The organism is Bradyrhizobium sp. NBAIM14 (assembly GCF_020193895.1).
GTDB lineage: Bacteria > Pseudomonadota > Alphaproteobacteria > Rhizobiales > Xanthobacteraceae > Bradyrhizobium > Bradyrhizobium yuanmingense.
Window position 1 is genome coordinate 591286 of the sequence record NZ_JADYVQ010000002.1, and the last position, 12551, is coordinate 603836.

The following is a 12551-nucleotide window of genomic DNA, read 5'->3' on the forward strand; positions in this document are numbered from 1 at the left end:
ACGGTGCAGTGAACGTGGATGGCCGGGACAAGCCCGGGCATGACGGCTTGGGCGTAGCCGGAACCCTTGAATTTGCTCCCGCGCCGTGGTCTCAACTGCGCATCGTCGCGCCAAATCGGCCGGCATCGCCAACCCCGGCAGAGCTCACCCGATGGCCCGCAGGTTTTCCGCTCCCTACCAGTCGGAGCCCGTGTCCAGCCTCGCGAGCTGGGCGCGCAATCTGGCCGTGTTCGCGGTTCTGGCGGTGGTGGTGTCGATCATCGTCGTCCGTTTCGATTTCCTGGAGCCCAAGCCGGCGCTGGCGACGTTCATCGGCGGGCTCGCGATCGCCGGCCTCTCGATCCTGTTCGGGCTCGCCGGCTTTGCCGCAATCTGGCAGAACGGCTCGCGCGGCATGGCGCGCATCCTGCTCGCCTTCCTGATCGACGGGGCGATCCTCGCCTATCCCGCCTATCTGGCCTTTCAATATCGCAAGCTGCCGTCGATCTACGACATCACCACCAATCCGATTGATCCGCCGCGCTTCGATGCGCTGGCGCGCCTGCGCACCGGCGAGGGCACCAACACCGCGGTCTATGCCGGCCTCTATTCGGCGGAGCAGCAGCGCCATTTCTATCCCGAGATCGAGCCCGTCGAGCTCGAGATCTCGGCCGACCGCGCCTATGCGATCGCGCTTCAGCTCGTCCACAAGCGCAAATGGATCGTGATCGACGAGCGCGCACCGCAGCCGCCGCGCCGCATCGGCCGCATCGAGGCGGTGGCGCGCACGCCGATCATGGGTTTCCGCGAGGACGTTTCGATCAGGGTCGTGCCGGATGGCGATGATTCCCGCGTCGATATCCGCTCTGCGTCGCGCAATTTCGACAGCGACCTCGGCAGCAACGCCGCACGCGTCAAGGCATTCATCGACGACCTCAACACCGCCGCCGACGCCGATGCACTCAAGCCGGTGAAGAAGACGCCGGTGACGCCGCCCAAGGCGCCGGCGAAGACGGTGAAGAAGTGACTTGGCGAATGGGGAGTAGCGAATAGCGAATGGAGCCGCCCATTCGCTATTCCCCATTCGCTATTCGCCCCCTAGGCCATCCGATAGGTCCCGCCGATCACGGGATCGCCATCCGTCGCCACCACGCCGCGGGCGACCAGATCTTCCAAATGCGCCAGCACGGAATAGCCGGCAGCTGTCGTCAGGCGCGGATCGATACCGATATAGATCGCGCGGACCATGGTCGGGATGTCGGTCTCGCCCTTGGCGAGGCGGTGCAGGATCGAGGCCTCGCGTGCCTTGCGGTGGCGGATCAGGAAGCGCACGAAGCGCTGGCCCTCGGGAATCTCGGGGCCATGGCCCGAGAAATAGAGATCCTCCTCGCGGGTGGCGAGCCGGTCGAGCGAATCCATGTAGTCGATCATCGAGCCGTCCGGCGGCGCCACGATCGAGGTCGACCAGCCCATCACGTGATCGCCGACGAAGTTGAACTTCCGCTCCGGCCAGGCGAATGCCAGATGGTTGGCCGTGTGGCCGGGCGTCGCGACGGCTTCGAGCCGCCAGCCGTCACCTTCCACGACGTCGCCGTGCGCGAGATTGACGTCCGGGGCAAAATCGCGGTCGGCGCCGGATTCCGGATTGTGCTTCTCGCTCTCGAATCGCGGCCGCGAGGCGCGATGCGGGCCTTCGGCATAGACCGGCGCCGCCGTCGCCTGCTTGATCCGCGCGGTGTTCGGCGAATGGTCGCGATGGGTGTGGGTGACGAAGATGTGCGTCACGGTCTCGCCGCGCACGGCATCGAGCAGCGCCGCCGCATGCGCCGCATCGTCTGGACCGGGATCGATGATCGCGACATTGCCCTTGCCGACGATGTAGCTGACCGTGCCCGTGAAGGTGAACGGGCTCGGATTGTTGCAGAGCACGCGCCGCACGCCGGGGCGGACCTCCTCGACGATGCCGGGCTTCAGCGGAAAGTTGCGGTTGAACGGGACGTCGTCGTTGTCGGACATGGGACTTCCTGTGCCACACTCTCTGCCGTCATACCCCGCGAAGGCGGGGTATCCAGTACGCCGCAGCGCCAGTGACAAAAGCGAAGTCTCTGGGATACTGGATCGCCCGCCTGCGCGGGCGATGACAGTTGAGCAAGCTAGCCGCGGCGGAAAAACACAGTGACTAGAAAAACGCCTGAATGCCCGTGATCGCGCGGCCCAGGATCAGGGCGTGGACGTCGTGGGTGCCCTCGTAGGTGTTGACCGTCTCGAGGTTATGGACGTGGCGCATCACGTGATACTCGATCGAGATGCCGTTGCCGCCGTGCATGTCGCGGGCGGTGCGGGCGATGTCGAGGGCCTTGCCGCAATTGTTGCGCTTCATGATCGAGATCATCTCGGGCGCGAACTTGCCCTCGTCCATCAGGCGGCCGACGCGAAGCGAGCCCTGCAGGCCGAGGGCGATCTCGGTCTCCATGTCGGCGAGCTTCTTCTGCACCAGCTGGGTCGCGGCGAGCGGCTTGCCGAACTGCTTGCGGTCGAGCGTGTATTGACGGGCGCGGTGCATGCAGTCCTCGGCGGCGCCAAGCGCACCCCAGGAGATGCCGTAGCGGGCGCGGTTGAGGCAGCCGAACGGGCCCTTGAGGCCGGACACGTTGGGCAGCAGGGCGTCCTCCGGGACCACGACGCCGTCCATCACGACCTCGCCGGTGATGGAGGCGCGCAGCGAGAGCTTGCCGCCGATCTTCGGCGCGGACAGGCCCTTCATGCCCTTCTCCAGCACGAAGCCGCGGATCTGGTTGTCGTGCGCGGCCGACTTGGCCCAGACCACGAAGACGTCGGCGATCGGCGCGTTCGAGATCCACATCTTGCTGCCGGTGAGGCGATAGCCGTCCGACACCTTCTCGGCACGCGTCTTCATCCCGGCCGGATCGGAGCCGGCGTCGGGCTCGGTCAGGCCGAAGCAGCCGACCCACTCGCCGCTGGCGAGCTTGGGCAGGTACTTCTTGCGCTGGTTCTCGTCGCCATAGGCGTAGATCGGGTACATCACCAGCGAGGACTGCACCGAGTTCATCGAGCGATAGCCGGAATCGACCCGCTCGATCTCGCGCGCGACGAGGCCATAGGCGACGTAGCTCGCATTGGCGCAGCCATATTCTTCCGGCAGCGTGATGCCGATCAGGCCGAGCTCGCCCATCTCGTTGAAGATCTCGCGGTCGGTCTTCTCTTCGAGATAGGCCTTGGAGACGCGCGGCAGCAGCTTGTCCTGCGCATAGGCGCGGGCGGTGTCGCGAACCATGCGCTCGTCTTCGGTGAGCTGCTCGTCGAGCAGGAACGGATCGTCCCACTGGAAAGAAGCCGCAGCCGGCTTGTCCTTGGCCTGAGGGCGCACGCTCATGAAACGTCCTTTCGCGTCTGGTTCCGTCGATAATTGCCCGACAAAGTAAAGCGCCGCGGCAACAAGTTCAATTGCATCCTGGCTTGGTCGTTCCGGGGTGGCGCTTTCAGCGCGACCGGGAGAAAGACAATGCGTGTCAGCTTTCGAGCTGCTCGTTGGCGACGATCTCGATGCCGAAGCCCGATAGGCCCTTGTAGTCGTGCACCGACGAGGTGAGATGCCGGATCGAAGTCACGCCGAGGTCGCGCAGGATCTGCGCGCCGACGCCGACCTCGCGCCACTGGCGGTTGCGGTCGGCCTCCGTCGACGTCTCGTCCGGCAGCGGCGAAACGGGCACGCCGGCCGCGCCGTCGCGCAGGTAGACCAGCACGCCGCGGCCGGTCTTCTTGAAATGCTCGAGCACGGCGGCCATGCGCTTGTGGCCGGTGAAGGTGTCCTTGACGATGTTCGGCTTGTGAAAGCGCGTCAGCACGTTCTTGCCGTCGCCGACCCCGTTATAGACGAAGGCGACGTGGGCGATGGAATCGAACGGCGAGCGGTAGGCATAGCCCTGCAAGGGACCGATCGGGCTGTCGGTGACGAAGGTCGAGACCCGCTCGATCAGCTTCTCGCGCGCCTGGCGGTAGGCGATCATGTCCGCGATGGTGACGTGCTTGAGCTTGTGCCTGACCGCGAATTGCGCGACCTGCTCGCCCTTCATCACGCTGCCGTCGTCGTTCATGAGCTCGCTGATGACGCCGACCGGCGGCAGGCCGGAAAGCTTGCAGAGGTCGACCGCGGCCTCGGTGTGGCCGGAGCGAAGCAGCACGCCGCCGTCCTTGGCGATCAGCGGGAAGATGTGGCCGGGCCGGGCGAAGTCGTTGGCGCCGACATTGGGATTGGCGAGCGCGCGGCAGCACGAGGCGCGCTCCTCGGCGGAGATGCCGGTGCCGCCGTCGGGCTTGTAGTCGATCGAGACCGTGAACGCGGTGGTGTGCGCGGAATCGTTGTGGGCGACCATCGGATCGAGCCGCAGCCGGCGCGCGTCCTCGGTCGTCACAGGCGCACAGACGATGCCGGAGGTATGGCGGATGATGAAGGCCATCTTCTCGGCGGTGCACAGCGAGGCGGCGACGATCAGATCGCCCTCGCCCTCGCGGTCCTCGTCGTCGGTGACGACCACGAGCTCACCCCGAGCAAAGGCCTGCAAGACTTCCTGAACGCTATCGGGCATTTCCCAATCTCTATCGGTTATGGCCGGGAGGCTTAGCCGGACTTGGGTCGGGGCGCTAGTCTCCCCAGCGCAACCACATATGCCCGAGGGCGGGCCGGCCGGATGGGTTTCAGGCTTGCACCGGGCATACCAGCGATATAGGCGCAGATTGCCCGCAAGGAAGGCGGGCAAGGAAGGCGGCCCTACGCTGTCAGGGCAGCACCTCGCGGCGCTCGCCGAGGCGCTGATCGAGCTCGGCGCGCTTGTCCGCGAGCAGGCCGGCCTGGGCGGCTTCGATCACAGTAAACAGCTCATGTGCATCGCTGAGCCGGGTCACGGTGACGTAGCTGGCGCCGGCCTCGTAGAGCGCGCCGACGTCGGCCAACAGGTCGGCCGTGGCGACGATCAGGGCGGTCGGATTGAGCGCGCGGACGTGACGGACCAGCTTCTCGTTGGTGGCGCCCTTCAGCAGCGAATCCGGCACGCTGAGGATGATCATCTCGGACTTGCCGACGCCGGCATGGAGCAGCGTGTCGGCGCTGCTGATGTCGCCATAGATCACGTGCAGACCACGTGAAAGCAGGGTCTGGTACACATTGGGGTTGAAATCGACCACGGTGATCTGCTCCAGCAGCACCGGTGCCTGCCGTTCGATCTCGGCCAGCAGCGCACTCGCCGCACGGAAAAAGCCGAGGATGACGATGCGGCGGGCCTCGCCATGGCCGCCCCCGTGGCCCTCCTCGGCATGGCCGTTGCCATGGTCGAGATCGCGCAGGCCGATCCGCTTCAAGGGGCCGATCGCCCAGCGGGTGATCTCGTCGCTGCGGGTCATCACGAAGGTCGAGAGCACCGCCAGCACCACGAAGGCGAACGAAGCCGCATTCGCCGTCTCGGCTGCGATGTGGCGGTCCGCGACGCCGGTCTGGATCACGACCAGCGAGAACTCGGAGATTTGCGCGAGGTTGAGCGCCGGCAACAGGCTGGCGCGCAGGCCCTGCTTCATCAGATAGAGCGGGGTGAAGGTGGTGACGAGGCGGCTCACCACCGTGAACGCCGCGATCATCAAGGCGAGGCTGATCACCGAGAGGCCGGGCACGGGAATGGTCATGCCGAGCGCGACGAAGAACAGCGTGATGAAGAAGTCGCGCAGCGTGGTGACCTTGGCGGTGACATCGAGCGCATAGGGGAAGGTCGAGAGCGAGACGCCGGCGATCAGCGCACCCATCTCGCGCGACAGCGACAGTTGATAGGCGGTCTCGGCGACGAGAAAGCACCAGGCGAGCGCACCGAGCAGGATCAGCTCGGGCCGCCGGGCGATCTGGTGGAAGACGCGCGGCAGCACGTAGCGGCTGACCAGAAGCGCGGCCGTGACCAGCACCGCGACGCGGCCGATCGAGAGCAGGATGACGCTGACCTGCAGATTGGCGAGACTCGGCTGCACCGCCAGGAACAGGATGGCAAAGATGTCCTGGAGCACCAGCACGCCGAGCGTGATGCGGCCCGGCAGCGTATCGAGCTCGCGCTTCTCGTAGAGCACCTTGACGATGATGACCGTGCTCGACAGCGCGCAGGCGACGCAGAGATAGACCGCATCGAAATGCCCACCGCCGAGCGACAGGCCGATGCCGACGAAGAACAGAAGCCCGAGCAGACAGCCGCCCAGCAGCTGGCTGCCCGCCGCGAACAGGATCACCCGCCCGGCCCGAACGATCTTCTTCAGATCGATCTCGAGCCCGATCATGAACAGCATGAAGATCAGGCCAAGCTCGGAGATGACGCTGATCGATTCCTGCGAATGGACCCAGCCGGCGCCGAATGGACCTATGCAGAAGCCGGCGATAAGGTAGGCCAGGATCAGCGGTTGCCGGGAGAAATGGGCGAGAAGCCCCAGCATCCAGGCGAACAGAATAGAGAGTGTGATATCGCGAATGAGCTCATGCATGCCAAATTGGTCCGTTTTGCCGCACCCTAGAGGTGGGTTGCGGTGCGACAAGCGAGCAATTCGTCACATGCGGAATGGGCTCTTCGCAGCCATGCTGCTCGCTCCCCTCGCCTTTGCCGTGCCCGCCGCCGCGCAATCCAAGGTCAGTATCGAACAAAACTTTGCCGATTCGCTCACCACGCCGCTGAAGGAGGACCTCGCCGTATCCGGCGGTTTCTACGTGCCCGCCTATTCCAGCGTCGCGATGAGCCAGGGCAAGCTGCGTGTCGACTTCTCGGTGACGCTGAGCGTACACAACGCCTCCGAGACCCAGCCGCTGGTCATCAAACGCATCGCCTATTTCGACACCGCAGGCAAGCAGGTCGAGAGCTATCTGAAGACGCCGGTGGCGTTGAGGCCGCTCGCCACCGTCTCGATCTTCATTCCGACCGACGACGTGCGCGGCGGGACCGGCGCCAATTTTCTGGTCGACTGGGCCGCCACGGGCGAGATCGCAGAACCCGTGGTCGAAGCCTTAATGGTTGGCGGCATCGCCAACGCGCATTACGCTTTCATCAGTCAGGGCCGTCCGACCAGGACGGCCGGCAAGAAGTAAGGCGGCCGGTGCAAAGCCGACGCTCAACAAGAACAAAACGAGGAACGCTCCCATGACGTCCAGCTTCGATTTCGCGCCCCTGTTTCCAGCAGGGCTGCCGGCCCCGTCTGCGCGTTGGACGGGCCTTGCCAAATACAGCTTCGTCGGCGGCAACAACGATTCCGAACAGGTGCCGCTCGACGAGCTGATCGAAGCGGCCGACACGGTGCTGCGGCGCGAGGGCCGCTCGCTCGCCACCTACGGTCTGGCGCATGGTCCGCAGGGCTACCTGCCGTTGCGCGAATTCCTGGTGACGAAACTCAAGCGCGACGCCGGCATCAGCTGCACGGTCGACGACCTCCTGATCGTCTCCGGCTCGCTGCAGGCGCTCGACCTCGTCAACGCCACCCTACTGACGCGCGGCGACACCGTGATTTTCGAGCAGGAGAGCTATCAGGGCTCCCTGACACGGCTGGCGCGGCTCGGCGTCAACGTCGTCGGCATTCCCCTCGACCAGGACGGCATGCGCATGGATCTGCTGGCCTCCGCGCTGGCCGACCTGAAGCGCCGCGGCATCCGGCCGAAATACATCTACACGATCCCGACGGTGCAGAATCCGACCGGCAGTATCATGCCCGAGAGCCGCCGCACCGAGCTGGTGCGGCTCGCGACCGAATATGGCGTGCCGATCTTCGAGGACGATTGCTATGCCGACCTCATCTGGTCGGGGCAGCGGCCGCCCGCGATCTACGCGATGAGCGAGAGCGGCGGCGTGATCCATATCGGCTCGTTCTCCAAGTCGATCGCGCCGGCGCTGCGCGTCGGCTTCGTCGTGGCGCCCTGGGAGGTGATGTCGCGGATGCTGTCGCTGAAGACGGATGCTGGCTCCGGTGCGCTGGAGCAGATGGTGCTCGCCACCTATTGCAAGCCGCATTTTTCAACTCACGTGCCGGCCCTGACCAAGGCGCTGCGCACCAAGCTCGACACGCTCATGGAAGCGCTCAACGAGCAGTTCGGGACCGCCGCTGAGTTCGAGGAGCCCAAGGGCGGCATCTTCCTCTGGGTGAAGCTGCCCGACCAGGTCGATACGCTGAAGCTGTATCAGGCCGCGCTCGCCGCCGGCGTCTCGATCAATCCGGGGCCGGAATGGTCGACCAGCAAGGGCCATTCCACCTCGCGGCTGCGGCTGTGCTTTGCCAGCCCCACGCACCAGCAGATCCGCGATGGCGTCGCCGTGCTAGCCGAAGTCTGCCGCAAGGAGTTTGGCGTGCCCGCCCGCAGCGCCAATGTGGAGAAGCGAGCCTGAGGCCCAGTCCGGACGTCTCCTCACGCCGCCTGTGGCTGACTGCCGTGAATCGCGGAAGCCAGCCGCAGCAACAGGACGATGGAGACGTTGCCTTTGCCGGCCTCGATCTGGGCGATGTAGCGCTCGGAAATCCCCGAGCGCCGGGCGAGCTCCCGGCGCGACAGATCGCAGCGCATGCGTGAGGACCGCAACCGATCGCCCAGCTCGCTCAGAAACGCGGCCTCGGAATAAGGCGGTACGGCACAGCTCCCCGGCAGTACTTCGCCCGCAAAATCCATGACTTGATTCAGCATTGCTCTATCCACGTTCGCCTTCGGGAAACGCCATCTTATCTTCGAACCGCCCCGCCTCATTGACGCGGATCAAATTCGCGGGCGATCGGCAGCCGCCGTGGCAGGGCCGCGCGCGGGATGCTAAACTTTGGAATTGTTCGAGGCGGGGTTTTTCAGGACATGATGCGTTGTTCGGGCCGCTGGATCGCGGCTGCGGTGCTGTGGGTCGCGTTCACCCCCACGGCTGGTGCCGAGACGCTGGCCGTGACCGTGGAGCAATGGGGCCTGCTCGGCTCCTGGGCGGTCGATTGCTCGGGTAGGCCCGACCGCGACCAGGGCGCGCGCTTGACTTACGAAATCCGGAAAGACGGCCGTGTGATGTACCGGCGCGATTTCGGCGAGGCCAGGGACGAGAACGAGGTGGTGTCCGCCACGGTCAATGCCGAGGGCCTGCTCAATGTCATGGTGTACTTCCCCTCGCTGCATCAGGCCCGCGAGTTCGGGTTGCTGTTGCAGAAGGACGGCAGCCTGCGCGCGATCTACAATCGCAGCGAGCGCGGCGAGTACACGATCAGGAACGGCAAATACGTCGCCAGCGGTGCGCCGACGCCCGCGCAGCAGCGCTGCGACTAGCACGCCTTCGTCTGAACATCCGTTCAGAATTCTCTTCCCGCTCCTCCGGAACGTTCGCGCAAATCTGCGGTTTAGATGTGCATTCGTTTGGAGGAGGACATCATGAAGAAGCTTGGTTATGTGGTTGCGGCTCTCGGTGCGCTCGTGATCGCGGCGCCAACGCTCGCAAGTGCGGAGACGGTGGTGATCAAGCGCAGCGGCGGTTATCATCATCATCATCACCACGGCCCGTACGGCGCCCGCGCCGAATTCCGCGGACATCGTCATCATGGCTGGCATCGCCACCATCGCGGCGACAAGGTCGTTGTGATCAAGCGCAGCCATCGCCATCACCACTGGGACTAATGCGCAACGCGACAAGGAAATGGCCCCTCACGGGGCTATTTCTATTGTGTTCTTTTCCTTCTTCCCTTGTGGGAGAAGGTGGCATAGGCGGCCTTCGGCCGCCGTTCTTGAGAACGCCGATAATGCGCATCGGCTATTGCGCCGGATGCGGGGTTGCGTCAGCAAGTCCGAAAGTGAAAGACTCATGCGCGGAGAGGACCCCTCACCCGTCTCGCCGCTTTGCGGCGAGCCGCCCTCTCCCACAGGGGGAGAGGGTTAAGAGCGCCTAATCCCAAGCCGGCGCAAAGCCCGGACTGACGCAGCGTCTGTCCTTCGCCAGCGCCGCGATCTTCTCGCGGTCGACATCGTCGAGCGTGATCTTCAGCGCGTCGAGATTGGCCTGCTGGCTCTCGCGACGCGAGGCCTTGGGGATCGCGGCGACGCCGTCCTGGTCGAGCAGCCATTTCAACGCGACCTGCGCGGCGGTGGCATTGTGCCGGGCGCCGATGTCGGCCAGCACCGGATCGCTCGCGAAACGCCCTTGCGCCAGCGGACAATAGGCAACCAGCGGAATCGACAGCGGCTGGAGATAGGCCAGCACCTTCGATTGATCGAGCATGGCGTGATATTCGACCTGGTTGCAGGCGATCGGCGCCCTGATCTCCTCCACCGCGATCTTGAGCAGCGCGGTGGTGAAATTGGCAACGCCGATGGCGCGCGTGCGCCCCTCCTCCTTGAGCGTCATCAGCGTTTCGAACACCGCCCCCCAGTTCGCGGCCTTCGACGGCCAATGCACGAGATAGAGGTCAACATGGTGGAGCTGGAGCTTCCTAAGGCTGGCGTCGAAAGCGCGGCGGATTGCATCGCGGTTGAGGTTCTCGTGCCAGACTTTCGTGGTGACGTGCAGCTCGCCGCGCGGCACGCCGGACGCGGCGATGGCCGCACCGATCGCCTCCTCGTTGGCGTACATCTCGGCCGTGTCGATGTGGCGATAGCCGATCGAAATCGCGCTCTCGACCGCGGCACGGCAGGCATCGCCCTGCATGCGGAAGGTGCCGAGGCCGAGCTTGGGCATGCTGATGCCCTGGGTTTTCAGATGATCCATGCAACAGGCTCCTGAGCAATTCAGCCCACCGGATCGCGCGGCGATGCCGCGTGAGCAGACTTTTCGGTGATGGAAAAGAAGTGGCGGGACCCCTCACCCTAGCGCGGGAGGAGCACAGCGGCCAATCAAGATCGGGTTAGCAATGCCTCTCCATCGTCATGGCCGGCTTGTCCCGGTCATCCACGCATTGCCACGCGGCACGAAGAACGTGGATGCCCCGGACAAGCCCGGGCATGACGACTGGCGCGCCGCAACCTCACCAATGCTGCGCCACGACCGCGGGTTGCACCTGCGGCTGCGGCACGATGTCGACCGACCAGAGGTCGCGATTGTCGACGTCCTTCAGGGTCACCGTCATCACGCCGCTGTGGCCATCGATGTCGACCCGCCCGAAGAACTGCAAGCCGAAGCAGGGCGCGAGATTCTCGCCTTGCGCAGCGCTGCAGCCATGCTGGTACATCGCGACCGGGCCGAAGGTGTCGTCGAGCTCGCCCGGTCCCCAGCTGCCGGCATGCAGCGGGCCGGAGACGAACTCCCAGAACGGCTCGAAATCCTTAAATTGCGCCTTGTTCGGATCGTAGTAGTGCGCGGCGGTGTAATGCATGTCGGCGGTGAGCCAGACGATGTTGCGGATACCGGCGCGCGTGATGAATGCGAGCAGATCGGCGATCTCGTGCTCACGCCGGTCGGGCGGCCCATCGCCGAGCGCAACGGCATCCAGGCTGATCAGGCCAATCGGCAAGTCGGCCGCGATCACCTTCCAGGTCGCGCGCGAAGCGGCGAGCTCGCGCTTGAGCCAGGCGAGCTGCTCGGCGCCCAGGATCCAGCCGCGGTGATCATCGCCCTTGTTCCAGCTCTCGTCGCGGTAGCTGCGCATGTCGATCATGAAGACGTCGAGCAGCGGGCCATAGGCGATCTTGCGATAGACGCGGCCGTGCCGCGCGCCGATGTCGCGGATTGGCATGAAGTCGAAGAAGGCCCGGCGGGCTCGCGCGACCAGGCGCGGGGTGCCGTCGTCCTCGTGTCCGGACTCGTCATAGGTCCCGATCGGCGACCAGTCGTTGGTCACCTCGTGATCGTCCCATTGCGCGAACATGGGCACCTGCGCATGGAAGGCGCGAAAGTGTTCGTCGAGATGGTTGTATTTGTAGTTGCCGCGGAACTGCGCCAGGGTGTGCGCCACCTCCGACTTCTCTTCGGTGACGAGGTTGCGCCAGGTCTCGCCGTTCGGAAGCTTCTGTTCGGAAGGGATCGTGCAGTCCGCATAGATGTGATCGCCACAGTGGATGAAGAAATCCGATTTGTTATCGAGCATGGTGCGATAGCTGCGATAGCCGCCGCGGGAGACGTCGATGCCCCAGCCCTGGCCCGCGGTGTCACCGGACCACAGAAACGAGATCGACTGGCGCGCTGCCGGCGCGGTGCGGAAATGGCCGACGCGGCTTTCGCCGACGAGTCCGGTGGCGATGTCGTCGAAGCGGACGCGGTAGAAGATGTCCTGCCCGGGCGGCAGATCCGCCAGCAGGAGTTTTGCAGTGAGATCGGCAGCGGGCAGCGCATCGCCCGAGGCCGAGGCGATGACGGTCTTGAAGCTCTCGACCGTGGAGCATTCCACCTGCATCCGCGCGGGACGGTCGGCGCGCGCCCAGATCACCGCGGAGCCGCCGGAGACGTCGCCGGACTGGATGCCGCCTGTGATCTGCGGTCGATCGGCGGCGCGGCTCACATGAGGCTTCGCGAGCGAGGCGATGGCGAGACCGGAGGCGGAGCGGACCAGGAACTGCCGCCGGGTCCAGGCGCCCGAGGCGCGGAGCGTTGCCATTCAGGAGA

The 12551-nt window shown here is 65.2% G+C and carries 12 protein-coding genes; 5 read left to right on the plus strand and 7 right to left on the minus strand.

From position 1 onward, the window contains the following. Positions 1–151 precede the first annotated feature (151 nt). On the plus strand, positions 152–1006 hold the full coding sequence (locus I6F28_RS08445; RefSeq protein ID WP_057026863.1) for a DUF1499 domain-containing protein: 855 nt from the start codon (positions 152–154) through the stop codon (positions 1004–1006). A gap of 71 nt (positions 1007–1077) precedes the next feature. Here the strand turns inward: I6F28_RS08445 and I6F28_RS08450 are convergent, their stop codons facing one another. From I6F28_RS08450 to I6F28_RS08465, 4 genes are all read right to left on the minus strand, one after another. Beyond that, entirely contained in the window at positions 1078–1995 is a 918-nt protein-coding gene (locus I6F28_RS08450; RefSeq protein ID WP_036004017.1) for an MBL fold metallo-hydrolase, read from the minus strand. Positions 1996–2158: 163 nt separating this feature from the next. After that, on the minus strand, positions 2159–3373 hold the full coding sequence (locus I6F28_RS08455) for an acyl-CoA dehydrogenase (protein ID WP_036004014.1): 1215 nt from the start codon (positions 3371–3373) through the stop codon (positions 2159–2161). A 136-nt stretch (positions 3374–3509) separates the two neighbouring features. Further along, the gene (gene ribB / locus I6F28_RS08460; RefSeq protein ID WP_036004011.1) at positions 3510–4586 is read right to left on the minus strand and encodes a 3,4-dihydroxy-2-butanone-4-phosphate synthase; all 1077 of its coding nucleotides are present in this window, start codon (positions 4584–4586) and stop codon (positions 3510–3512) included. A gap of 190 nt (positions 4587–4776) precedes the next feature. Then, positions 4777–6507: a cation:proton antiporter gene (locus I6F28_RS08465; RefSeq protein WP_036004008.1), complete on the minus strand. Its 1731-nt coding sequence runs from the start codon at positions 6505–6507 to the stop codon at positions 4777–4779. 67 nt (positions 6508–6574) lie between these two features. Here I6F28_RS08465 and I6F28_RS08470 point away from each other — a divergent pair, with 67 nt between their 5' ends. Beyond that, positions 6575–7102, plus strand: a complete 528-nt coding sequence (locus I6F28_RS08470; protein WP_225139689.1) for a DUF3124 domain-containing protein — start codon at positions 6575–6577, stop codon at positions 7100–7102. A 52-nt stretch (positions 7103–7154) separates the two neighbouring features. Next, positions 7155–8387 carry an aminotransferase-like domain-containing protein gene (locus tag I6F28_RS08475; RefSeq protein ID WP_225139690.1) on the plus strand — a complete coding sequence of 411 codons (1233 nt, stop codon included), beginning with the start codon at positions 7155–7157 and terminating at the stop codon, positions 8385–8387. 20 nt (positions 8388–8407) lie between these two features. Here I6F28_RS08475 and I6F28_RS08480 read toward each other — a convergent pair whose 3' ends face one another. Beyond that, complete coding sequence (locus tag I6F28_RS08480; RefSeq protein WP_036031024.1) at positions 8408–8680, minus strand: helix-turn-helix domain-containing protein; 273 nt, start codon at positions 8678–8680, stop codon at positions 8408–8410. Positions 8681–8839: 159 nt separating this feature from the next. Here I6F28_RS08480 and I6F28_RS08485 point away from each other — a divergent pair, with 159 nt between their 5' ends. Further along, on the plus strand, positions 8840–9292 hold the full coding sequence (locus I6F28_RS08485) for a hypothetical protein (protein ID WP_074447526.1): 453 nt from the start codon (positions 8840–8842) through the stop codon (positions 9290–9292). A 102-nt stretch (positions 9293–9394) separates the two neighbouring features. Continuing rightward, complete coding sequence (locus tag I6F28_RS08490) at positions 9395–9637, plus strand: hypothetical protein (RefSeq protein WP_036031049.1); 243 nt, start codon at positions 9395–9397, stop codon at positions 9635–9637. A 265-nt stretch (positions 9638–9902) separates the two neighbouring features. Here I6F28_RS08490 and I6F28_RS08495 read toward each other — a convergent pair whose 3' ends face one another. Next, complete coding sequence (locus I6F28_RS08495) at positions 9903–10721, minus strand: aldo/keto reductase (RefSeq protein WP_225139691.1); 819 nt, start codon at positions 10719–10721, stop codon at positions 9903–9905. A 256-nt stretch (positions 10722–10977) separates the two neighbouring features. Then, the gene (locus tag I6F28_RS08500; protein ID WP_225139692.1) at positions 10978–12543 is read right to left on the minus strand and encodes an alkaline phosphatase D family protein; all 1566 of its coding nucleotides are present in this window, start codon (positions 12541–12543) and stop codon (positions 10978–10980) included. Positions 12544–12551: the final 8 nt, after the last annotated feature.